This is a genomic window from Neobacillus sp. SM06, assembly GCF_050496765.1.
In the GTDB taxonomy this organism is placed as follows: Bacteria; Bacillota; Bacilli; order Bacillales; family Cytobacillaceae; genus JAEVLT01.
The window spans coordinates 98,657-119,900 of record NZ_JBNWEO010000019.1 but is presented as its reverse complement, the minus strand read 5'-3'; the positions used below and the strand labels follow the sequence as shown (position 1 = coordinate 119,900).

The following is a 21,244-nucleotide window of genomic DNA, read 5'->3' as shown; positions in this document are numbered from 1 at the left end:
CCGTCATTCAAACGGTGTATGACTGATTTCAAGCGCCACGGCAAGCTTGCCGTTAAAATCGTGACCAGCCAAAAGAAGCCGATTTTCTTCATCCACTTCAAAATGGGTCAGGCCTTCTGCATAAACCCAGCCAATTCCGGTTTTCAGACCGACCCGATACGGTCCGCTTCCGGTTATTTTTCCCCGTTCAAACCGAATCAGGGCATTTCGGATATAAGCACCTGCTGAAAAGAACGTTTCATCATGATGAGAGGCATAAGCCCCGTTCGTCGTTTCAAGGTGTACATACACATCTTTATCAGCAAAGCGGTTAATGGCTTCTTGGACAGAATTTACTTCAATCGGTTTCATTACGTTTCGCCTCGCTTCCATTTATATTGTTCATTTTATAGCGGAAACAGTATTATCATACTAAAATCATCTGCAAAAAGCGAAACCCCTGCCTGCCGAGAACCGAGTAAACGTAGTTTTCAGGCAATCAAAAAGGGCTTCAGCGTGATAAACATTACTGTTAAAAGCTAGGTGCAAAAGTATTATACGGTTAGGAGTAATCGTTCAGTACCGCATTATCCTTAAGGTTGAATGTTTCAGTGAAAAAGGGTTCTTGAAAAAGATTCCATTGCAATGATAGGGTTGTGAGGGGTATGTCTGGCGGCCGGAATCCGTTCAAAGTATAATGGATAAAGAAAAGGCGGAAGAAGGTGCTGTTCATGAAAGCAGGAGCGATACTACTATCAGGCGGAAAGTCGAGCAGAATGGGGACAAATAAGGCGCTGCTGCCCATCAACGAACAACCGAATATTGAGCGGATTGTTTCATTGCTAAAACCGCATTTTCTGGAGCTCATCCTTGTAACCAATCATCCTGAGGAGTATCGATTTTTACAGTTGCCAACCGTTTCGGATCATTACCCGGGGAAAGGGCCGCTCGCTGGAATCCACGCTGGTTTAACCGCAGCAACCCATGAAATCAATGCAATTGTTGCCTGTGACATGCCGTTTGTGTCGCCCGCGCTTGCAAAAGTGATGATCGGACAAATGGCAGATTACGATGCGGTTGTGCCGGTGATCTGCGGTCAACAGCATCCTTTATTTTCAATTTTTAAAAAGAAAACGGCTGCCGTCGTTGAAAATAGTATCAAAACCGATCAACTGCGCATGAAACAGGTGCTGGAACGTTTGCATGTCCACTATATGACAGAGGGTGATTTGCCCATGTTTGCTGCCGGGGAGTTGGAACGGATTTTTTTCAATATGAATCGTCCGAATGAGTATGAAGAGGCTAAAAGATGGGCGAGGACAATCATAGAAACATAATTTCGCTTGCCTTGGGCAGGTTGAACGATGAGGTGGGAAGTTCGTGAACTACGAGATAGTAAAAGAACCGATTGACATTCAATCGGTCATCGATAAAGTGATCCAGCGCGAGGCCGGTGCGGTCACAACATTTATTGGAACGGTTCGGGAATTGACAGATGGCAAAAAAACATTGTTTTTAATTTATGAGGCATACGAAACGATGGCAGTTAAAAAGCTTGAGCAAATTGGTAAAGAGATCGAAGAACGGTGGCAAGGATCAAAGGTAGCGATCACGCACCGCATCGGCCGCCTTGAGATTACCGATGTAGCAGTTGTCATTGCCGTTTCAACGCCGCACCGCGCTGATGCCTATGAGGCGAACCGATATGCAATTGAGCGAATCAAAGAGATTGTGCCAATCTGGAAAAAGGAACATTGGGAAAACGGCGAAAAATGGATGGGAAATCAATTGGAAACCGTTGAATATCCAAACGGAAGACCTGAGGAGAGCGATCTAAATGAATAAAGTGTTATTTTTTGCCCATTTGCGTGACGCCGTGGGTGAAGAGTTTATCGAATGGGATGCTGCGGGAAAAACGGTAGCGGAATTAAAAGAAGAGATTGCAACTAACTACAAGCTGCAGAAAATGGAAACGGTGATGACGGCCATCAATGAAGAGTTTGCTGCCGATGATGAAGTGATAAAAACAGGGGATACGATCGCTTTTATTCCGCCAGTAAGCGGGGGCTAATACGGTGTGGAAAAGGGGAAGCAACATGAGTACCAGTGAGCGCTATTCAAGGCAAATTCTTTTTGCAGGGATCGGTAAAGAGGGACAGAAAAAAATCAGCGAAAAGCATGTTGTCATCATCGGCGCCGGCGCCCTTGGCTCCGGGAATGCCGAAGTGCTTGTCCGTGCCGGAATTGGAAAATTGACGATTGTTGACCGTGATTATGTGGAAGCAAGCAATCTGCAGCGCCAGCAGCTTTATACAGAAGAAGATGTGGCGGCCAAACTGCCAAAAGCAGCAGCTGCACAAAAGCGACTGAGAGCCATCAATTCGAATGTGGACATTCGTGCGATCATTGGGGATGCTACGCCGGAGATGCTTGAGGAATTAGCAGGGGCAGCCGACTTATTGATGGATGCTACCGATAATTTTGAAACAAGAATGGTGATCAACGATGCTGCACAAAAGTATCGGGTTCCATGGATTTATGGGGCTTGTGTCAGCAGTTATGGCATGAGCTTTACCATTATACCCGGTAAGACGCCTTGCTTGAATTGCCTGTTGAAAACAGTCCCCTTGCAAGGGTTAACATGCGATACAGGCGGGATCATCGGTCCGGCTGTTCAAATGGTGATTGCCCATCAAACAGCGGAAGCGCTGAAAATTCTTGCGGAGGATTGGCAAGCCGTGCGCACAACGTTTGTCAGCTTTGATGTATGGCGGAATGAATACAATCAAATGAAAATGGGAAAAGCAAAGAACCCCGGCTGTTTATCATGCGGGACACACCCCACCTATCCTTATTTGCAAAAAGAAAATCAGACGAAGACCACTGTGCTTTGCGGCCGTGATACGGTGCAGGTTCGCCCCGCAAAACCGCTAAAGCTCTCACTGCAACGGTTTGCCGATCAGCTGCGAACGGCAGGCTACAAGGTTAACGGCAATCCTTATTTGGTATCCGTCGAAATGGAAGAAGAACGGATGGTTATTTTTACAGATGGCCGCGCACTCATCCACGGAACAAAGGATTTAGCTCATGCCAAAACCGTTTATCAACGGATTATGGGGTAAAAAACCCGTACCATTTTTCGGTACGGGTTTTTCATTTTGGTAGCTAGCCAAGCCTTCGGCAATAATGCGGATTAGTTGGTTTTTGAGCCGATGATGACGAGACGGCCGTTGTCGAGTTCCTTTTCATATTTTTCAGCTTCTTGTTCTGTTAAACCGAGCGATTGCATCTTGGAACGCAGCTCGTCGCCCCGGCTTTTGAACAAATTGCTGACAGAATCCAGCATTCCTTGTTCTTTCATGCCAATCTCAGCTGTTGCGGTAGCATCGGCTAAATCTTCTTCCCTTTTTTCAGAGTGGGCAAAAAGATAAACATCCTCGCGGCTAAATCCATCGGTTTGCAAATTTGAAATGACATCCAATGCTTGTACACCATTTTCGACCACTTCTACTTTATACATCTGAACTCCTCCTTCTCTAGTAAAATGCATCCGCATGGATAGTTTTTATATATCCCCTAAACAAAAGAATAAACATGATGAAGATGGCAGTATAGAACAAGATCCGCGGTAATTTTCCAAACTTCTACTTGTTTCACGTGAAACAGGGCAGAATAATGTCGAATTAAGGAAGCGAATACCCGGTCGGCAAATTGTTTAATTTTGGTCTGCTTCTCATGTACAATAGAAAAAGAATTCGGGAGGTTTTTTTCATGAACATATCAATTGAGAAGTTATTGGCGAAAATGGAGACAGAGTTGTACATGGCCAAAAGTAGTGGCAAGGAAGAAAACTTGCGGGAAAAAATTTACTCTATTAAAATATTATGTGAGTTAATTCTTGATGAGCAAACAGTAAAAAGCAATGAGGCAATGATCCATACAGCGCCAGCATCATCCTTGCCAGCGGCCGCAAAACCACTATCTGGTTTGAATCAACCGAAAAAACTGGAAACGGATGACGGTGCAAATGGCGATTCCTTATTTGACTTTTAAAGTGGAGGAATGAAAGTGAAAGTTTTTATTGTTATTGGTGCAATTAATGCTTTCTTAGCTGTCGCTTTTGGGGCATTTGGCGCCCATGGCCTTGCAAACAAGCTGGAGCCCAAGTATTTGGAGATATGGAAAACGGGTGTCACCTATCAAATGTTTCATGCTACTGGCATTCTCGTTGCGGGGATTTTGCTCGGAAAAGTTGCGTCCAGTTCGTTGTTTACCTGGTCGGGGTGGCTGATGGTAATCGGGATTATTCTTTTTAGCGGCAGCCTCTATCTCTTGAGCTTGACAAAGGTAGGGATTCTGGGCGCGATCACACCGCTTGGCGGCGTTAGCTTTCTTGCTGCATGGGTATTGATGATCATTGGTGCAGTAAAATATTTATAAAAGGATAGTGTAATCCTAAAAAAATGGAGCCGGATAATCCGGCTCCGTTTTTAGCGTGGCGAGTATGTCGATAAAGATGGCCCGCCGCTGAATGGGTATTCATATTCAATTGGCTCGTCAAAGGTAATGTAGTCAACGGACACCATTGGAATTAAATAGCGCATGCCTGTTTGCGGATCGCTCAAAATGACATGGTCGCGGCCGGCGGCTTCGATAATCCCTTTAAACACTTTTGCGTTCCACTCTTTGTTGTTTTCAAATGTTGCATAAAGGGTAACCAATTTTCCTTTGTTCAGCCGTAAAATATTTTCGATGTAAGATTGTTCAATTGGCAGCATACCAGGTACTTGTGCGCCTGTTGTGGGAGCGCTTTGAGGCATTGGAACAGCACCCCCCATCTGCGGCATTTGCTGCGGCTGTTGAAAGCCTTGCTGCTGTGTAAAAGGCATTTGGCCAGCTGTTCCTGTGTATGGCTGGAAGCCCTGCGGATTGTAGTATTGATTCATCATTATACCCATTCCTCTCGCTTCGCTCGAGGCACAAAACGTAATGAAATATGTTTTGTGCCTTGAGCGTTATTTTATTAATCTATTGCCATAGGGATAACAATTAACTACAAATCACGTGGAGGTGAGTGGGCTGCTCCAGTTGTGGAGTGACCGCATTATTATATGTGTAGATTGTCTTTCCAAGCACAAATAAGTGTGTCTTCGAGCACGCAGACTTATCTTTGTATAAACATTACTCGTTTATAGCTGGACAATCAGTCAATGTTGTCTATCCCTATAATTTGTGAAAGGAGTTCTCCCTATGGCTTTAAAAATTGTTTACCCAATTTGTTGTGGAATCGATGTCCACAAAACCTTTGTTGTTGCCTGTATTGCTTCTACCAATGGCAAAGGGGTCACCACTTACAAACGCCATCGCTTTTCAACCTATACCAAAGGATTGAAAGAGCTGTCACAATGGCTTTGTGAAAATAACTGTAAGGATGTTTGTATGGAATCTACCGGGAAATACTGGATTCCTGTGTTTAATGTACTTGAAGATTCCTGTAACATCACTCTAGCCCATCCTAAATATGTCAAAGCTATCCGAGGCAAAAAGACCGACAAGAAAGATGCTAAATGGATCGCCGATTTATTTAAGCATGACTTGGTCGCTGGAAGCTTTATGCCACCGCTAGCGATCAGACAACTCCGTGACCTTATGCGTTATCGTTTTAAACTGACTAACTTTATGTCAAGTGAAAAGAACCGTCTACAAAACTGTTTAACCGTGTCTAACATTCAGCTTGGAAATGTTGTTTCAGATACCTTCGGTAAAAGTTCTATGAACATCATTGACAAGCTACTTGAAAATCCGTTAGATACCTCTTTTGACATAGAACCTTTAATCCACGGCTCCATGAAGGATAAACTTCCTGAATTGGAACTCGCCATTGACGGATTTATTACACCGGAACAGGCTGAAAAATTAAAGGTCATTAAACAGCACTATGAAGATTTAGAGTCCCGTAAGGAAGACCTGGAAAGAATAATTCTTTCTCTTGCCGCGCCCTACACAGAAGAAATCAACTTGATCTTAACTGTTCCATCCTTTAAAAACATCTTTTCCGCCATTGCCGTGGTTTCAGAAATAGGTGTTAATATGGACGTGTTCCCAACAGCTAAGCATTTATGTTCCTGGGCAGGACTAACACCCACAAATAATGAGAGTGCCGGCAAGAAAAAGTCAGTAAGAATTTCGAGAGCCGGCTGCTATATTAAGCCACTATTGGTACAATGTGCTACTGCTGTAGTGAAAAGTGAAAAGCATCCCGAAATTCGAAACCGCTATTTAAGGCTCAAAAAACGCCGTGGTCACAAGCGAGCTATTATTGCAATTGCCCGAATGCTTTTAACCGCTATTTACAACATTCTTAAAAAGAAAGAACCGTATAATCCGGAATTATATAAAAAAGCCGATGTTCTTCCAGTAAACCGTGAGATCACGGTTGAACAAGCGATTTTATTAGCTAAAAGTCAAGGTTTTCGAGTGATGACAGCTGTAACTACTTGATAAGTTAGTAATACAAATATTTCCAATTCAGTCATCGATTGATGGCTTATTTGTCATGCCCATTTTCTTATTGGGTAACCGTGAGTTATATTTCAGACTTTTCCCTCCTCAGATAGTAACGAATTATCTATATTCATTTTTTTCGCCCATGTTCATAAAAATAGGCAGGTTTTCACCTCACTTTTATGCTGGTAAAAAGAAGGCTGGCAATCAAAACAAATCGCTGTTTCAATAATATGCTTGCTGGTGGGAAAATAGAACGAGGCTGCGCATCAAAAAACGCAAGCGCCATTCGCTTGCGTCTTTTAAATCATTAAATCTGCAAAAAGCTTGCGATTTTTTCTTTTGTGAGGATGTTTCCGACGAAGAAGGTGCCGAATTCGCCGTAACGCGCGCTTACTTCATCAAAGCGCATTTCATAGACAAGCTTTTTAAATTGAAGAACATCGTCGGCAAATAGCGTAACGCCCCATTCATAATCGTCAAAGCCAACCGATCCCGTGATAATTTGCTTTACTTTTCCGGCATATTTTCGGCCGATCATGCCATGGCTGTACATCAGCTTTTTCCGCTCCTCCATTGGAAGCATGTACCAGTTGTCATTGCCTTGGCGTCGCTTGTCCATCGGATAGAAACAGACATGGTTAGCTTTTGGCAAGGTAGGGTAAAGCCGTGCCAGTATTTGCGGGTTCTGATAGGGATCTTCACCGGCAGGCAAATAATTGCTTAGCTCCACAACGGATACATAGGAATGGGCAGGAATCGTAAACTCAGCCAATTTCGATTTGTTAAATTCCGTTTCAATCTCGTTCAACTCTTCCATCGTTGGCCGTAAAATCATCATCATGAAATCCGCTTTTTGCCCGACAATCGTATAGATTGCATGGCTTCCTTCCTTGCGTTCCTCGGTGGCCTGCCATTTTTCGACTAATTGTAAAAACTCATGAATAGCCGTCTGCCGTTCATCGCTTGAAAGCATTTTCCAGGTGATCCAGTCAATTGTCCGGAAATCGTGCAGGCAATACCATCCATCGAGTGTTTGTGCCGCTTCGCTCATTATTATCACTCCTCCATCATCATTGTCCCTTTGAACATCTATACTATACCATAGTTTTGCCAAACGCCTCATGAATGAAACACTCCAAGCTACGCGATTGCTTTGCTAACAAAGATATTCGTTTAGCCTTTCATCAAAAAGGATATTTTACACACAAGAAGCAAATAGTAAAAACGGGAAGGAACTATTTTCTGAAAAGAAAAACATTTCACTTGAAAGCGCTGCATGTGACGGTTGTCCTTGAATTTTTCAAGCGGTAAAGTATGCTAAATAAGTGAATGCTGAAAATTTAAACGGCAATGAGCGTAAAGGAGGATTTATACGTGAGCGATTTATTTGAAGGATTAAAGCAAAAAATCACGGGACGGAATTTGAAAATCGTTTTCCCTGAAGGAATGGATGAGCGGATTTTAAAAGCGGCTGGCCGCCTTGCTGAGGAAAAAGTGCTAACGCCGATAATCATCGGAAACATTGAGCAAGTACAGGCAAAGGCAAATGAACTCGGTGTTTCTTTAGAGGCCGCTGAAATTTACGATCCGCAAAATTATGCGGGAATGGAAGAATTGGTTGCTTCCTTCGTTGACCGCCGCAAGGGCAAAGCAACGGAAGAGGACGCCCGCAAAATCCTATTGGATGAAAACTATTTTGGGACAATGCTTGTTTATTTAAATAAAGCAGACGGCCTTGTCAGCGGTGCGGCGCATTCAACAGCCGATACAGTCCGCCCGGCATTGCAAATTATCAAAACGAAACAAGGCGTCAAGAAAACGTCCGGTGTCTTCATCATGGTTCGCGGCGATGAAAAATACGTGTTTGCCGACTGTGCCATCAATATTGCCCCTGATAGCCAGGACTTGGCGGAAATTGCAGTTGAAAGTGCGAAAACAGCCAAGATGTTCGATATTGAACCGCGCGTTGCGATGCTTAGCTTTTCGACAAAAGGCTCTGCCAAGTCCCCGGAAACAGAGAAGGTTGCCGAAGCGGTCGAACTGGCAAAACAGCTTGCACCTGAGCTTGTGCTGGACGGCGAATTTCAATTTGATGCTGCCTTTGTTCCATCTGTGGCAAAAAGCAAGGCACCGGGATCGGTTATTCAAGGCGATGCAAATGTGTTTGTGTTTCCAAGCCTTGAAGCAGGCAATATTGGCTACAAAATTGCCCAGCGCCTAGGTAATTTTGAAGCAGTTGGTCCAATTCTGCAAGGGTTGAACCGTCCGGTTAATGACCTTTCCCGCGGCTGTAACGAAGAAGACGTGTACAAGCTTGCGTTAATTACAGCTGCTCAAGTATTGTAGGTGTTGAATCCAATTTGAAGGCCAGTCCATTTTCGGACTGGCCTCCTTTATAAGAGTATAATCAGTTCCTGCAGAAATGCGCGACTTGAATTAAACCAATCAAAGGAGTACATCGTATGGAACAAGCACTCCGCTTATTGCATCAGCCAGTATGGCGCATGATCGACCAATCGGCAGTGGGCATCCATTTTTCAGCATTGCAATCATTCGGCATGGATGATACCTTGTGCAATTCTGTTGGCAGCGGCAAGGCACCGGCAACTGCCAGAACATGGGTGCATCACAATACCATCGTGCTCGGCATCCAAGATACAAAACTGCCCCATTTAAAAGCGGGCATACAATTCCTGCAAGAGGCAGGCTATCAGGTGATTGTCCGCAATTCAGGCGGCCTTGCAGTTGTCCTGGATGAAGGCGTTTTAAGCATTTCGTTTATATTGCCGGAGACGGAAAAAGGGATTGATATCAATCGCGGTTATGAAACGATGTGGCTGTTTGTTCAGCAGATGTTTGCCGATTTTCCACAGTCCATCGCTAAAGGGGAAGTGGCAGGCTCATATTGCCCCGGAAGCTATGATTTAAGCATCGGCGGGAAAAAATTTGCTGGAATCTCGCAGCGGCGTCTAAAAAAAGGGGTAGCCGTGCAAATCTATCTTGCAGTAAATGGAAGCGGCAGCAAACGGGCAGAACGAATTCAAACGTTTTATCAAATTGCCAAAAAGGGCGAAGAAACAACATTCTCGCCGCCGGAAATTGTTCCGGATGTAATGGCTTCCCTCGCTGAATTGCTTGACAGACCGTTTACGATTGAAGACATCATGTTACGGCTTTTAACACAGCTTAGAAGCTGCAGCGGCCAGCTTATCGCCGGGCAGCTGAATGAGTATGAACTCGGGATTTTTCCTGGTTATTACGAACGGGTCGTGGATCGAAACGACAAAATCATCAACGATTAAACAGCCGTAAACCGGATTCGGTCTACGGCTGTTATGATTTAACGGCGTGCTGCCATATCTCTCCATTCTCCCATTGTCTAGATAGGGCTACTCTAAAAAATACCCGGCTATTCCGCAACTTTCTCTAAATTTCCGTTGCGGTCCATTTTAAATTTTGTCTGCGGGCGCTCTTCTTCCTCAAATAATACTAATTTACGGGCGCGATTCATAATTTTCATCAATGTCTCGTAATCTTCCTGCATTATAACGCTGTTTTGTTCAAGGTCATTGATTTTGGCTGTCAGTTCTTCGTTCTGCTTTCGCAATTCGCCAATTTCTCTTTTTAATCTTTCATTCTCGCTTTTTAAGGCGTTATTTTGCAGATTTGAATGTTGAAAGTTTGTTAAAAAATCAATGACACTCTCAAGCGTTAAATTAGCGGCTGGAGCTGGCTGCTGCGGCTGCGGGAGTGCATAGGCTTCAGCACCGAATTCAACTGAAAGATCCTCTGTTGGCATCTCTGCTTCATTGCCGGATTCACGTACTGGCAATGCAAGGCTTTCTAGCTCTGTTGCCGCTGGAATCGGCGGATTGTAGAGCAGTTTTTTCTTTCCTCCTTGATCCTTTCCTAGCAGTCTTTGCCGCTGTTTCCGCTGTTTCTTTGCAAGCTGAAGCGCTTTTTCATAGTGATGGCGGACAACCGCATTCCATCTGAATCCGCAGGCTGCCGAGGTCCGGTTAAGCTTGTCTCCCACCTCTTCAAATGCGTTCAACTGTGTGCTTCCTTCCCGCACATGCCGCAAAACCGTTTCGGCTAAAAGTAAATCGTCTTCTTCTGACCAAGCATCTTGGCGAACTTTCATTCTTTCAACTCCTTCAATCAAAATGTGAATCGTAACCATCGCAGCAATTGCCAGATGAATTTTTTAGCTAATCAGAATTTATATGGATAAATTCTGAACGCATAAATTCAACTACGCCTCTGTCTTCGTCCAAAGGACTCGCCAGTCGGCGAGTTTTCATTTAAAGTTCTAGTTTAAGGTTTCCCAAATATCCAAAGCTTTATACCAAAATGATTAAAAGGATAGTAGATTTTTTAAATGCACTTTAACACGATCAGCCACAGCCCGCTTGCATTGCCCGCAAAGAACCTGTAAAATACCAGAGGAGTTACAATTCAGTACAAGTAATGATTCATATGAAAATAGATGAACGAAATCATCCTTCATCACATGCTGCAGAAAGGGCTGGAAAAAATGTCAAATGAATTTCGCGTTTGTGACGATTGTCAGGCCGTAAATTTAAAGACATTAATCCCTCGTTTAAAAGAGCTGGATCCTGATGCAAAAATCGAGATTGGCTGCCAATCCTACTGCGGCCCGGGACGGAAAAAAACATTCGCATTCGTAAATAACCGCCCGGTTGCCGCATTAACCGAAGAGGAATTAATGGAAAAAATAAATAAAAAACTAAAATAATCACCTCTGACACAGATCATAGGTGGTTTTCTTTTCAACTCAAATCGGACCAAGAATTGTCGAAAACGAGCAGAGAATTTTGTTGGATTTTAGGTGAATTGAGCAGAAAATGAGGATATAATAGTAACTAACATAAGAGGAAGAGGGGAGAGAATGGGTTACTCGGTAGAAAAGCTCAGTGAAGAAAAGGTATTTAAAGACCCGGTTCACCGCTATATTCATGTTCGCGACAGGGTGATTTGGGACTTAATCGGGACAAAAGAGTTTCAACGCTTGCGAAGAATCAGACAGCTCGGAACCACTTTTTTAACGTTCCATGGTGCTGAGCATAGCCGCTTCAACCATTCTCTTGGAGTGTACGAAATCGTCCGCCGCATCATTGATGATGTTTTTGCAGGCAGGCCGGAGTGGAACGACGAAGACCGGCTGCTGGCGTTGTGCGCTGCCCTTCTGCATGATTTAGGACATGGCCCTTTTTCCCATTCTTTTGAAAAAGTATTTGAATTTGACCATGAAGATTTTACGCGCGCTATCATTCTCGGAAACACGGAAGTGAACAAGGTTTTGGCAAAAGCCGGTGCAGATTTTCCGGAAAAAGTGGCAGAAGTCATTGCCAAGACTTCTGGAAAAAAACTTGTCATCAGCTTGATTTCAAGCCAAATTGATGCCGACCGAATGGACTACTTGCAGCGGGATGCCTACTATACCGGCGTTAGCTACGGGCACTTTGATATGGAACGGATCCTGCGCGTCATGCGGCCGCGCGAAGACCAGGTTGTCATCAAGAAAAGCGGAATGCATGCGGTTGAAGACTACATTATGAGCCGCTACCAAATGTATTGGCAAGTGTATTTTCATCCGGTATCGCGAAGCGCCGAAGTGATTCTATCAAAAATTTTGCACCGGGCTAAAGACTTATACGAGCATCAGTACACCTTCAAACATGAACCGCATCATTTCTATTCTTTTTTTCACGACAATGTGACATTGGAAGACTATGTGAAACTCGATGAGTCGGTGATTTTGTATTATTTTCAGATTTGGCAGGATGAAGACGATGCAATTTTGCGTGATTTGTGCCGGCGGTTTATGAACCGCAGCCTGTTCAAATACGCGGAATTTGATCCTGCGAAAGAGTATAAAAAGCTGGCCGAATTGACGGCATTATTTAAAAAGGCGGGAATCGATCCTGAATATTATTTAGTCGTGGATTCTTCCTCCGATCTGCCATATGATTTTTACCGGCCAGGGGAAGAAGAAGAGCGGCTGCCCATTCACTTGCTGATGAGCAACGGGGATTTAAAGGAACTGTCCAGGGAATCGGAAATTGTCGATGCCATTTCCGGAAAAAGAAGAACGGATCACAAACTCTATTTTCCGGCTGATTTTATTTATGACGATTCCTCGAAAAAGAATCTTAAAAAACAAATACGTTCCCTTTTAGAGGGATAACTGGACGGGTTAGATGGAGTAGGAGTTGACCGATCGTGTTAAAAGACCATGCAAAAGTCATGCAGGCCGTTTTCGTTTCGGGTGAAATTATCGGCCGGAAAAAACTGCAGAAGATGATCTATATTGCCAAAAAAATCGACTTTCCCTTTCAGGAGCGGTTTCAATTCCATTTTTACGGGCCGTATTCGGAAGAGTTAACGCTGAGGGTTGAAGAGCTGTGCAATATGGGCTTTTTAAATGAAGTAAAAGAGAAAAAAGGCGGTTACTATCAATACCGCTATACCTTGACGGACAGCGGTAAGGAGTTTTTAAGTTTAAATCAAGTGGACATGCCGTTATTAAAAGACTGCCTTCTGGATATGAACGGGCAGAATGCCAGATTCCTTGAACTTGTATCAACAGTTTTATATTTTGATAACCTTCCAAAGGAAGAAGTAGTCGATAAAGTGCATACGCTAAAGAGCAGCCAGCGCTATACCGAAGAAGAGATTGACGAAGCTTATCAATACATTGCGGCATTAAAAGAAAAAGCTAAGCTCAGTTCGTAACTGGACTTAGCTTTTTCGCCTTTTAGTCCCTTTACTTGTCGCTTTCCCTTACTCCGGCAACGGCATAATGATTTTTGCTCATTTCCTCGATAAATACGGTGATTCTTTCTTTAGGCGCACCGGTTGTTTCGCTAACCGCATCGGTTACCTTTTCCACGAGCGCTTTTTTCTGATCATCGCTACGGCCTTCAAGCATTTTCACTGTTACATAAGGCATGGGCTGTTCCTCCTTTTAGTCTATTCGATTGTAGTTTTTCATAAATTGAAAAAAAGTGCAAGCAGCATGATAAAGAAACCGCACTGCAAAACGAGTACAACTGAACCATCTTACAAGAAACCGACCAAACAATTGGTGAAAAAGATAAAATAAGCGATTGGTGCAGAAACGAGATACAATATAAAGTACTTAAAGGGAAAAAGCACACCTGCCAATTTATGAAGTGTTAAGAGGACTTAAAGGACAACGATGTAAGAAGAGAAATTTTAATTAAGGAACGCGGTTGATTGGAGCGGAAGGCGCCGACTCCTGCGGGAAAAGCGAGTCAAGGGAGACCCCACAGGCGCGAACGCGCCGAGGAGGCTCCCGACCGCCCGCGGAAAGCGAGCGCCTGGAGCGGAAATCAACCGCCCACTTTCCACCGAAAAAATAGAGTGAAATTCTAACCAGAGAACCGACTAAATAAACGATGGCGCTTACATAAAAGGGGTTAAAAAGTTTCTGTCCACAAATGCTTGACTGAACCATCTGTTTTCTTTTGCGAACGGATTCGTGTATACTTTTAAGTAATCAGAAAAGGGAGGGGCTTTTGGTATGGATCAGGGAATTGAACGGTTTCTCGCCTATCCATTGCGCGATATTCCGTATGTTGCGATTACGCTGATGATTGCGTTTACGTTTCATGAATTTGCCCACGCATATGTTGCTTATAAATTTGGGGATTTGACTGCCAAAAAGCAAGGGCGGCTGACACTCAATCCGATTCAGCACCTTGATCCGCTCGGCACCTTGTTTATTTTTATCGCCGGATTTGGCTGCCGCCCTGTGCCGGTGAACCGCTTCTTTTTTAAAAAACCGAGGCTTGCCGGTGTGCTTGTTTCGATAGCGGGGCCGCTCAGCAATTTCATCCTAGCCGTGGTTGCCTTTGTCATTTGGTACGGTTTCAGCCGGGCCGGAGCCGCCTCGGGAGCCGCGTTTCCTACCTACTTACGCGATTTTCTTGACTTGTTTATTCAGTTAAATATCGTTCTGTTCGTTTTTAACTTACTGCCATTTCCGCCACTTGACGGCTATCGGATCATTGAGGATCTGGCGCCAAATGATTTTCGCGCAAAGATGACTCAATATGAAGCGTACGGTTCGCTGATTTTCTTGATTTTGGTTATCACCCCACTTGATCAATATACGATCTCGCCCATTTTATATAAAATTGTTCCATCTGTAACAGATGGATTAAACCAGTTCTTTTACCAATTGTTTATGCAGTAAGGAGGTTCCAATGTAAATGGAAGAAAAGAAAAAAATGGGTTTCAATATTATAAAAAATGATCCGACAGATGGGCATCGCGGCTATGGCAAAGGCGCGCTAAGCCTTGATAATATGTCTCCAGTTATCATTGATGTTGAGGCAGGAGAAGCGGTGATTGACATTGGTGCCATGCATGCCCGCAGCGCGGTTGAAAAAGGAATTAAATTTTTGCCGGCAAAAGAAGAAGTGCCAAATGGAAAGCCGTATTGGCTTGTATGGGTAACCATTGACCGTGATGAACGGGGGCCGTATTATGCCGGGGTAACCGCTTGTGAAATGACAGTTGATCGGGAAATTCGCCGCGGCTACAAATCGCTTCCCGAACATGTGAACCGGATGGATAAATCGCTGAAACGCCAGATCATTGTTGCGCATATGGACGATCAATCAAAGCAAGTACTGGCGGATTTTCTCCGCAGCCATAATGAAGAATTGTGGGAACGATCGTCGGAAGAGTTGAAAAAAGGCTTGTCCGTATAAGTACTCATTCAAAGCATCTTTTTTATAATATCACCAGAATTTATATGTTAACCCTTTTTTACAATTTCCGGAAGATTATCACATAGAGTCTATTCTGAAACGAATCTTTTTTGACGAATATCATGAATCTGTGACATGAAAAGTATACATGCAAGGAATTTATTCCATAACGGCCAAACTAAAAAGGGACGGGCGGCGGCTTTTGCCCGGTTTTTCTTATAATTTTTTAGGGTAAACCGGTCATTACTAGCTTCTCTAATGCCCAATGTTCCTATTTTTCAGGCCTAAGCGGTCATTACTAGCTCCCGTAATGCCCGCTTCTCCCATTTTTCAGGGTAAACCGGTCATTACTAGCTCCCGTAATGCCCGATCCTCCTATTTTTTAGGCCAAACCGGTCATTACTAGCTTCTCTAATGCCCAATGTTCCTATTTTTCAGGCCTAAGCGGTCATTACTAGCTCCCGTAATGCCCGCTTCTCCCATTTTTCAGGCCAAACCGGTCATTACTAGCTCCCGTAATGCCCGCTTCTCCCATTTTTCAGGCCAAACCGGTCATTACTAGCTCCCGTAATGCCCGCTTCTCCCATTTTTCAGGCCAAACCGGTCATTACTAGCTTCCCTAATGCCCGATTCACCAATTTTTTAGGGTAAACTGGTCATTACTAGCTCCCGTAATGCCCGCTTCTCCAATTTTTTAGGGTAAACCGGTCATTACTAGCTTCCCTAATGCCCGATTCACCAATTTTTTAGGGTAAACCGGTCATTACTAGCTTCCCTAATGCCCAATGTTCCTATTTTTCAGGCCTAAGCGGTCATTACTAGCTCCCGTAATGCCCGATCCTCCAATTTTTTAGTGTAAACCGGTCATTACTAGCTCCCGTAATGCCCGATTCACCAATTTTCTAGGGTAAACCGGTCATTACTAGCTTCCGTAATGCCCGCATCTCCCATTTTTCAGGCCAAACCGGTCATTACTAGCTTCCGTAATGCCCGCATCTCCCATTTTTCAGGCCAAACCGGTCATTACTAGCTTCCCTAATGCCCGATTCACCAATTTTTTAGGGTAAACCGGTCATTACTAGCTTCCCTAATGCCCAATGTTCCTATTTTTCAGGCCAAACCGGTCATTACTAGCTTCCGTAATGCCCGCATCTCCCATTTTTCAGGCCAAACCGGTCATTACTAGCTTCCGTAATGCCCGCTTCTCCCATTTTTCAGGCCAAACCGGTCATTACTAGCTCCCGTAATGCCCGCATCTCCCATTTTTCAGGCCTAAGCGGTCATTACTAGCTCCCGTAATGCCCGCTTCTCCCATTTTTCAGGCCAAACCGGTCATTACTAGCTCCCGTAATGCCCGATTCACCAATTTTTTAGGGTAAACCGGTCATTACTAGCTCCCGTAATGCCCGATTCACCAATTTTTTAGGGTAAACCGGTCATTACTAGCTTCTCTAATGCCCAATGTTCCTATTTTTCAGGCCAAACCGGTCATTACTAGCTTCCCTAATGCCCGATTCACCAATTTTTCAGGCCAAACCGGTCACTACTGGCTTCACCGGAACGCCCCCCGGAAAGCGAGTGCCTGGAGTGGAAATCAACAGACTCCGTTTATCAGCCAAACTAAAAAGAACCGGGCGGCTTTTGCCCGGTTTTTCTTACCCATAGGAAAAGCTCCGGGATTCTCCAACCCGGAGCTTTTTACTGTTTTTTAGCTTCGTCCCCATGGAAAAAGCCGTTTGTACCATGGCACTTTCTTTTCTGTCGGCGCTTGCGTATTTTGATGTGTATGGTTAATATGCACGGTGCAATATTCCGTTGGTTCAGTCCCGGCGATAAAATAGGTTTTGCGTTTCAGCGGGCAGTCCTTTGTTGCAAGCTTTCCAGTAATCGGGTCGACATCCACAGCAACAACGCCTTCCTTCGGGGGGTTAAATTCCTTCACTGGCTGCCCTCGTAATGCGTCTTCCATAAAATGAGCCCAGATTTTTTTGGCGTACGTTTTCTCTGCTACAAGTTCAAGTGGTTTCCCTTTGTCATACCCCGTCCACACTGCTGTCACAAGCTGGGGGGTAAACCCGATCATCCAGCTGTCTGTTTCAGTTGAGCCGGATTTTCCCGCATAGGGCCGTGTCAGATCTTTTGCGACCGTACTGCCGGTTACGCTTGAATAGCCGTTTAGCTTTGGATCGAAAATACCTGTCAACATTTCCGTCATGACAAACGCTTTTTGGGGATCAAGCACTTGTTCATTTGATGCTTCTTTTTGATAAATAACGTTGCCATTGTAATCTTCTACTTTTGTAATCAGCGTTGGCTCCACTTTTTTTCCGCCATTTGCAAACAGGCTGTATGCGTTGGCCATTTCAAGGACACGCACCCCTGAAGTACCGAGGGCAAGCGATGGAACACTGGCCAGTTTCGTTGAAATTCCAAATTTCCTTGCCGTGTTCACCAGTGTATCGGATCCAAGGAACAGGTTCGTTTTAACAGCGTAAATATTGTCGGAAAGCGCAAGCGCTTGGGCAAGCGTAATATCTCCATCAGCGTATTTATTGTTAAAATTATGCGGCGTATAGCTGCCGCCGCCATCAAGCTGAAAGGTTGTAAACTCGCTGCGCATTAAGGTGGATGGCGTAAAGCCGTTGCCAAGCGCCGCATAGTACAGCAGCGGTTTGAACGTCGAACCAGGCTGGCGAATCGCTTGGACTGCCCGGTTAAATGGACTTTTCACATAGTCGCGGCCGCCGACCATTGCTTTGACAGCGCCTGTTTTTGGATCCATCGCGACAAGGCTCGCCTGTATGTCCGACCCTGTGGCAATGGTTTTGTTCACTTCGTTTTCAGCCGCTTTCTGCTGTTTCAAATTTAGTGTTGTAAACACTTTTAAACCGCCGAGGGCAATCGTGCGGTCATCTAAGCCGAGCTGGGATTTCAGCGCATTTTTCACCGCATCCTGGAAGTAGGGGGCAATGGCTGCCTGTTCATGCGGTTTGCTTGCGACAAGTGTCAGTGCAGCAGCTGCGGCCTTGGCTGCTTGTCTTTTTGATAGATAGCCATTGTCCATCATCGCGTTAAGGACGATGCTTTGGCGCGCTTTTGCATGTTGAATCGAGACAAATGGCGAATAAATTCCCGGTCCTTTTGGAATGCCGGCAAGCATTGATGCTTCGGCAAGCGACAGCTCCGATGCTTTTTTTCCAAAATAATAGTGGCTCGCAGCTTCCACCCCATACGCTCCATTGCCGTAATAAATCGTATTTAAATAGCCTTCAAGAATATCCTTTTTCGAGTAATTCATTTCAAGCCGGATTGTATAAAAGGCTTCAAGCAGTTTGCGTGACCATGTTTTGTCATGCTCAAGGAAAAGGTTGCGGGCATATTGCTGGGTGATCGTGCTTGCTCCCTGAACTTTGCTGAACGCAATGACATCCGCAAGCGCCGCGCCACCAATCCGTTTAAAATCAAAACCATGGTGGCGATAAAAATTTTTATCCTCAATCGCAATCGTTGCATTGACCAAATTGGGCGAAATCTCTTTTAATGGAACCCAGTACCGCTTTTGTCCGTTAGAGCTTTCACCGATTTTTGTGCCATCATCGGCGAAATAAAGAGTTGATTGTGGAACGGCAAGAGGCGGGGCACCAAGCATTTTGGCAACGGCCATGATGCCAAAAAAGAGGATAAGCATACAAATCATACCTATCAAACTGATGATGATGAATGCGCGCAAGTATTTAATCGTTTTTCGAAACCCTTGATCAGTCATGATTTCCACGTTTATCACCCCACTGTTTGGTTGGTTTGGCAAAAAATAGCTATACGTTTAGTATGAAAATAACGAGCAAATTTTAAACATTTAGGAAAGTTTTTCTTGAAATTTTGCTAGATTGCTCTATACTTTTTCTACGTTAAGGAAATTATAAAGTTGGATAAAGCGGATCATTTTCCAAAAGCTTTCTGAATCTAACACCAGCCATATGGTTGCGTTTGTAAAATAAATGATAGGGAAGCATAATAGAAAAAGTGAAAGCACAAGGCTTTTCAAAAATAGATGCAGAAAGGATGAGTAGGATGGCAATTTGGTTTACAGAAAAACAAACAGAAAATTTCGGAATTACGATGAAGGTGAAACAAACTTTACATACGGAGCAAACGGAGTTTCAAAAGCTGGACATGATCGAAACAGAAGAATGGGGCAATATGCTGTTGCTCGATGACATGGTCATGACATCGGTGAAAGACGAATTTGTTTACCATGAAATGGTGGCGCATGTGCCATTGTTTACCCACCCGAACCCTGAAACGGTATTAGTCGTTGGCGGCGGCGATGGCGGCGTAATTCGCGAAATCTTGAAACACCCGAGTGTAAAAAAAGCAACGCTTGTCGACATCGATGGAAAAGTCATTGAGTACTCGAAGAAATTTCTGCCGGAAATTGCCGGGAAATTGGATGATCCCCGTGTTGAAGTCAAAGTCGGTGACGGCTTCATGCATATCGCTGAAAGCGACAATCAATATGACGTGATCATGGTTGATTCCACCGAACCGGTTGGCCCTGCGGTCAACTTATTTACGAAAGGATTCTATGCCGGAATTGCAAAGGCGTTAAAAGAAGACGGTCTTTTCGTTGCCCAATCGGACAACCCGTGGTTTAAAGCAGAGCTGATTCGCAATGTGCAAAAAGATGTAAAGGAAATTTTCCCGATTACCCGTCTGTATGTGGCAAATATCCCAACATACCCAAGTGGCATGTGGGCCTTTACCCTCGGTTCGAAAAAATACGATCCGCTTGAAGTAAGCGAGGATCGATTCCATGAAATCGACACAAAATACTACACAAAAGAGCTTCATAAAGCAGCTTTTGTCCTGCCGAAATTTGTCGGCGATTTAGTAAAGTAACGAAGTGAAGTTTGTCGAGCAAGGCAGCAAATAGAATGAAGGCGAGGATACCGGATGCGTTTTGATGAAGCATATTCTGGAAATGTTTTTATAAAAAGCCACCCGAATTTTGAGGAAAGCAAGGCAGTGTTATACGGCATGCCGATGGACTGGACGGTCAGTTTCCGCCCCGGTTCGCGTTTTGGTCCAACGCGAATTCGTGAAGTATCCATCGGTCTTGAAGAATACAGCCCGTATTTGGATCGGGAGCTTGAAGAGGTAAAATTTTTCGATGCGGGCGATATCCCGCTGCCGTTTGGCAATCCGCAAAGAAGTCTGGATATGATTGAAGAATTTGTTGGTCAACTTCTTGATGCCGGCAAATTTCCGCTCGGTATGGGCGGGGAGCACCTCGTTTCCTGGCCGGTGATGAAGGCTGTCTACAAAAAGTACCCGGACTTGGCGATTATCCATATGGATGCTCACACCGACTTGCGCGAGCAATACGAAGGCGAGCCGCTGTCCCATTCGACCCCGATTCGCAAAATTGCGGAATTAATTGGACCGGGCAATGTGTATTCTTTTGGCATTCGCTCCGGGATGAAAGAAGAATTTGATTGGGCGAAAAAAGTGGGCATGCATATTTCGAAGTTCGATGTGCACCAGCCGCTGAAAGAAATTTTACCGACATTGGCCGGCCGGCCGGTGTATGTGACGATTGATATCGATGTGCTTGACCCGGCGCATGCTCCGGGAACAGGTACTGTCGATTGCGGCGGCATCACATCAAGGGAGCTGCTTGCATCGATTCATGAAATTGCCAAGTCGGATGTCAACGTCGTCGGCGCGGATCTTGTTGAAGTGGCGCCGATTTATGATCCTTCTGAGCAAACCGCCAACACCGCAAGCAAACTAATCCGCGAGATGATTCTTGGCTGGGTGAAATAGGAGTAAAGAAGAAGGCATCGTTGACTGGAAATGTGTGGGAGTTAAATTCTTGATTGGGTGAAATAGAAGTGGAGAAAAAGGTGCCTGTTTTGCAGGCGCCTTTTGAATTGTTATCCGGATCCGGTTATAATAAGAAAAGCATAGGAGCTAGACAGTTATTGAAGGTA

General features: G+C 44.5%; 23 protein-coding genes. 16 read left to right on the top strand and 7 right to left on the bottom strand.

The genetic code is table 11. The annotated features are described in order from the left end of the window. Nucleotides 1-3: 3 nt before the first annotated feature. Nucleotides 4-351, bottom strand: coding sequence for a YojF family protein (locus ACQYAD_RS17625; protein ID WP_430240244.1), 348 nt, complete (start codon nt 349-351; stop codon nt 4-6). Nucleotides 352-710: 359 nt separating this feature from the next. Between ACQYAD_RS17625 and mobA the strand changes: the two genes are divergently transcribed. Genes mobA through ACQYAD_RS17605 form a run of 4 tightly spaced genes read left to right on the top strand, consistent with a single transcriptional unit; the run spans nt 711 to nt 3,101 of the window. After that, the gene (gene mobA, locus ACQYAD_RS17620) at nt 711-1,316 is read left to right on the top strand and encodes a molybdenum cofactor guanylyltransferase (protein ID WP_430240242.1); all 606 of its coding nucleotides are present in this window, start codon (nt 711-713) and stop codon (nt 1,314-1,316) included. A 43-nt stretch (nt 1,317-1,359) separates the two neighbouring features. Next, nucleotides 1,360-1,824, top strand: a complete 465-nt coding sequence (locus ACQYAD_RS17615; protein WP_430240239.1) for a molybdenum cofactor biosynthesis protein MoaE — start codon at nt 1,360-1,362, stop codon at nt 1,822-1,824. After that, nucleotides 1,817-2,050 (top strand): molybdopterin converting factor subunit 1, encoded by a 234-nt coding sequence (gene moaD / locus ACQYAD_RS17610; RefSeq protein WP_430240237.1) that lies wholly within the window; start codon nt 1,817-1,819, stop codon nt 2,048-2,050. Before ACQYAD_RS17615 ends, moaD begins: the two co-directional genes overlap by 8 nt. Nucleotides 2,051-2,075: 25 nt before the next feature. Next, nucleotides 2,076-3,101, top strand: coding sequence for a MoeB/ThiF family adenylyltransferase (locus ACQYAD_RS17605; RefSeq protein WP_430240234.1), 1,026 nt, complete (start codon nt 2,076-2,078; stop codon nt 3,099-3,101). 71 nt (nt 3,102-3,172) lie between these two features. On the opposite strand, the gene ACQYAD_RS17600 is transcribed toward ACQYAD_RS17605, so the two are convergent. Beyond that, nucleotides 3,173-3,499 (bottom strand): general stress protein, encoded by a 327-nt coding sequence (locus tag ACQYAD_RS17600; RefSeq protein WP_430240231.1) that lies wholly within the window; start codon nt 3,497-3,499, stop codon nt 3,173-3,175. A 251-nt stretch (nt 3,500-3,750) separates the two neighbouring features. On the opposite strand from ACQYAD_RS17600, the gene ACQYAD_RS17595 reads away from it, so the two are divergent. Beyond that, nucleotides 3,751-4,032 (top strand): YwdI family protein, encoded by a 282-nt coding sequence (locus ACQYAD_RS17595; protein WP_430240229.1) that lies wholly within the window; start codon nt 3,751-3,753, stop codon nt 4,030-4,032. 15 nt (nt 4,033-4,047) lie between these two features. Then, complete coding sequence (locus ACQYAD_RS17590; protein ID WP_430240227.1) at nt 4,048-4,419, top strand: DUF423 domain-containing protein; 372 nt, start codon at nt 4,048-4,050, stop codon at nt 4,417-4,419. 50 nt (nt 4,420-4,469) lie between these two features. On the opposite strand, the gene gerQ is transcribed toward ACQYAD_RS17590, so the two are convergent. Next, nucleotides 4,470-4,925, bottom strand: coding sequence for a spore coat protein GerQ (gerQ, locus tag ACQYAD_RS17585; protein WP_430240398.1), 456 nt, complete (start codon nt 4,923-4,925; stop codon nt 4,470-4,472). Nucleotides 4,926-5,229: 304 nt separating this feature from the next. On the opposite strand from gerQ, the gene ACQYAD_RS17580 reads away from it, so the two are divergent. Beyond that, nucleotides 5,230-6,480: an IS110 family transposase gene (locus ACQYAD_RS17580; protein WP_430235153.1), complete on the top strand. Its 1,251-nt coding sequence runs from the start codon at nt 5,230-5,232 to the stop codon at nt 6,478-6,480. A 313-nt stretch (nt 6,481-6,793) separates the two neighbouring features. Here ACQYAD_RS17580 and hemQ read toward each other — a convergent pair whose 3' ends face one another. Then, entirely contained in the window at nt 6,794-7,537 is a 744-nt protein-coding gene (gene hemQ / locus ACQYAD_RS17575; protein WP_430240224.1) for a hydrogen peroxide-dependent heme synthase, read from the bottom strand. Nucleotides 7,538-7,860: 323 nt separating this feature from the next. On the opposite strand from hemQ, the gene pta reads away from it, so the two are divergent. Together pta and ACQYAD_RS17565 are read left to right on the top strand one after the other, a co-directional pair. Continuing rightward, nucleotides 7,861-8,832 (top strand): phosphate acetyltransferase, encoded by a 972-nt coding sequence (pta, locus tag ACQYAD_RS17570; RefSeq protein WP_430240222.1) that lies wholly within the window; start codon nt 7,861-7,863, stop codon nt 8,830-8,832. Nucleotides 8,833-8,948: 116 nt separating this feature from the next. After that, the gene (locus ACQYAD_RS17565; protein ID WP_430240220.1) at nt 8,949-9,788 is read left to right on the top strand and encodes a lipoate--protein ligase family protein; all 840 of its coding nucleotides are present in this window, start codon (nt 8,949-8,951) and stop codon (nt 9,786-9,788) included. A 107-nt stretch (nt 9,789-9,895) separates the two neighbouring features. On the opposite strand, the gene ACQYAD_RS17560 is transcribed toward ACQYAD_RS17565, so the two are convergent. Continuing rightward, nucleotides 9,896-10,630: an RsfA family transcriptional regulator gene (locus tag ACQYAD_RS17560; protein ID WP_430240218.1), complete on the bottom strand. Its 735-nt coding sequence runs from the start codon at nt 10,628-10,630 to the stop codon at nt 9,896-9,898. 393 nt (nt 10,631-11,023) lie between these two features. Here ACQYAD_RS17560 and ACQYAD_RS17555 point away from each other — a divergent pair, with 393 nt between their 5' ends. The 3 genes from ACQYAD_RS17555 (at nt 11,024) to ACQYAD_RS17545 (ending at nt 13,245) form a co-directional block, all read left to right on the top strand. Further along, nucleotides 11,024-11,245, top strand: a complete 222-nt coding sequence (locus tag ACQYAD_RS17555; RefSeq protein WP_430240216.1) for a DUF1450 domain-containing protein — start codon at nt 11,024-11,026, stop codon at nt 11,243-11,245. A 153-nt stretch (nt 11,246-11,398) separates the two neighbouring features. After that, entirely contained in the window at nt 11,399-12,697 is a 1,299-nt protein-coding gene (locus tag ACQYAD_RS17550; RefSeq protein WP_430240213.1) for an HD domain-containing protein, read from the top strand. A gap of 35 nt (nt 12,698-12,732) precedes the next feature. After that, a complete protein-coding gene (locus ACQYAD_RS17545; RefSeq protein ID WP_430240211.1) occupies nt 12,733-13,245 on the top strand; it encodes a YwgA family protein in 513 nt (170 codons plus the stop codon). A 31-nt stretch (nt 13,246-13,276) separates the two neighbouring features. On the opposite strand, the gene ACQYAD_RS17540 is transcribed toward ACQYAD_RS17545, so the two are convergent. Further along, on the bottom strand, nt 13,277-13,462 hold the full coding sequence (locus ACQYAD_RS17540; protein ID WP_430240209.1) for a 2-hydroxymuconate tautomerase: 186 nt from the start codon (nt 13,460-13,462) through the stop codon (nt 13,277-13,279). 606 nt (nt 13,463-14,068) lie between these two features. Here ACQYAD_RS17540 and ACQYAD_RS17535 point away from each other — a divergent pair. Both ACQYAD_RS17535 and ACQYAD_RS17530 read left to right on the top strand, forming a co-directional pair. Next, the gene (locus ACQYAD_RS17535) at nt 14,069-14,731 is read left to right on the top strand and encodes a site-2 protease family protein (RefSeq protein ID WP_430240396.1); all 663 of its coding nucleotides are present in this window, start codon (nt 14,069-14,071) and stop codon (nt 14,729-14,731) included. A gap of 16 nt (nt 14,732-14,747) precedes the next feature. Then, nucleotides 14,748-15,251 carry a YwhD family protein gene (locus ACQYAD_RS17530; RefSeq protein WP_430240206.1) on the top strand — a complete coding sequence of 168 codons (504 nt, stop codon included), beginning with the start codon at nt 14,748-14,750 and terminating at the stop codon, nt 15,249-15,251. A 1,708-nt stretch (nt 15,252-16,959) separates the two neighbouring features. On the opposite strand, the gene ACQYAD_RS17525 is transcribed toward ACQYAD_RS17530, so the two are convergent. Next, the gene (locus tag ACQYAD_RS17525; RefSeq protein ID WP_430240204.1) at nt 16,960-19,026 is read right to left on the bottom strand and encodes a transglycosylase domain-containing protein; all 2,067 of its coding nucleotides are present in this window, start codon (nt 19,024-19,026) and stop codon (nt 16,960-16,962) included. Between the two features lie 296 nt (nt 19,027-19,322). Between ACQYAD_RS17525 and speE the strand changes: the two genes are divergently transcribed. After that, a complete protein-coding gene (gene speE / locus ACQYAD_RS17520) occupies nt 19,323-20,150 on the top strand; it encodes a spermidine synthase (protein ID WP_430240201.1) in 828 nt (275 codons plus the stop codon). Between the two features lie 54 nt (nt 20,151-20,204). Beyond that, nucleotides 20,205-21,077 carry an agmatinase gene (gene speB / locus ACQYAD_RS17515; protein WP_430240199.1) on the top strand — a complete coding sequence of 291 codons (873 nt, stop codon included), beginning with the start codon at nt 20,205-20,207 and terminating at the stop codon, nt 21,075-21,077. Nucleotides 21,078-21,244: the final 167 nt, after the last annotated feature.

What these genes read in the sequence shown, in the direction of transcription:
- speB (WP_430240199.1), top strand. Translation starts at nt 20,205, where the DNA reads ATGCGTTTTGATGAAGCATATTCTGGAAATGTTTTTATAAAAAGCCAC.
- speE (WP_430240201.1), top strand. Translation starts at nt 19,323, where the DNA reads ATGGCAATTTGGTTTACAGAAAAACAAACAGAAAATTTCGGAATTACG.
- ACQYAD_RS17550 (WP_430240213.1), top strand. Translation starts at nt 11,399, where the DNA reads ATGGGTTACTCGGTAGAAAAGCTCAGTGAAGAAAAGGTATTTAAAGAC.
- mobA (WP_430240242.1), top strand. Translation starts at nt 711, where the DNA reads ATGAAAGCAGGAGCGATACTACTATCAGGCGGAAAGTCGAGCAGAATG.
- ACQYAD_RS17530 (WP_430240206.1), top strand. Translation starts at nt 14,748, where the DNA reads ATGGAAGAAAAGAAAAAAATGGGTTTCAATATTATAAAAAATGATCCG.
- ACQYAD_RS17600 (WP_430240231.1), bottom strand. Translation starts at nt 3,499, where the DNA reads ATGTATAAAGTAGAAGTGGTCGAAAATGGTGTACAAGCATTGGATGTC.
- hemQ (WP_430240224.1), bottom strand. Translation starts at nt 7,537, where the DNA reads ATGAGCGAAGCGGCACAAACACTCGATGGATGGTATTGCCTGCACGAT.
- ACQYAD_RS17565 (WP_430240220.1), top strand. Translation starts at nt 8,949, where the DNA reads ATGGAACAAGCACTCCGCTTATTGCATCAGCCAGTATGGCGCATGATC.
- ACQYAD_RS17560 (WP_430240218.1), bottom strand. Translation starts at nt 10,630, where the DNA reads ATGAAAGTTCGCCAAGATGCTTGGTCAGAAGAAGACGATTTACTTTTA.
- ACQYAD_RS17595 (WP_430240229.1), top strand. Translation starts at nt 3,751, where the DNA reads ATGAACATATCAATTGAGAAGTTATTGGCGAAAATGGAGACAGAGTTG.
- ACQYAD_RS17605 (WP_430240234.1), top strand. Translation starts at nt 2,076, where the DNA reads ATGAGTACCAGTGAGCGCTATTCAAGGCAAATTCTTTTTGCAGGGATC.
- ACQYAD_RS17555 (WP_430240216.1), top strand. Translation starts at nt 11,024, where the DNA reads ATGTCAAATGAATTTCGCGTTTGTGACGATTGTCAGGCCGTAAATTTA.
- ACQYAD_RS17625 (WP_430240244.1), bottom strand. Translation starts at nt 351, where the DNA reads ATGAAACCGATTGAAGTAAATTCTGTCCAAGAAGCCATTAACCGCTTT.
- gerQ (WP_430240398.1), bottom strand. Translation starts at nt 4,925, where the DNA reads ATGAATCAATACTACAATCCGCAGGGCTTCCAGCCATACACAGGAACA.
- ACQYAD_RS17540 (WP_430240209.1), bottom strand. Translation starts at nt 13,462, where the DNA reads ATGCCTTATGTAACAGTGAAAATGCTTGAAGGCCGTAGCGATGATCAG.
- moaD (WP_430240237.1), top strand. Translation starts at nt 1,817, where the DNA reads ATGAATAAAGTGTTATTTTTTGCCCATTTGCGTGACGCCGTGGGTGAA.
- ACQYAD_RS17580 (WP_430235153.1), top strand. Translation starts at nt 5,230, where the DNA reads ATGGCTTTAAAAATTGTTTACCCAATTTGTTGTGGAATCGATGTCCAC.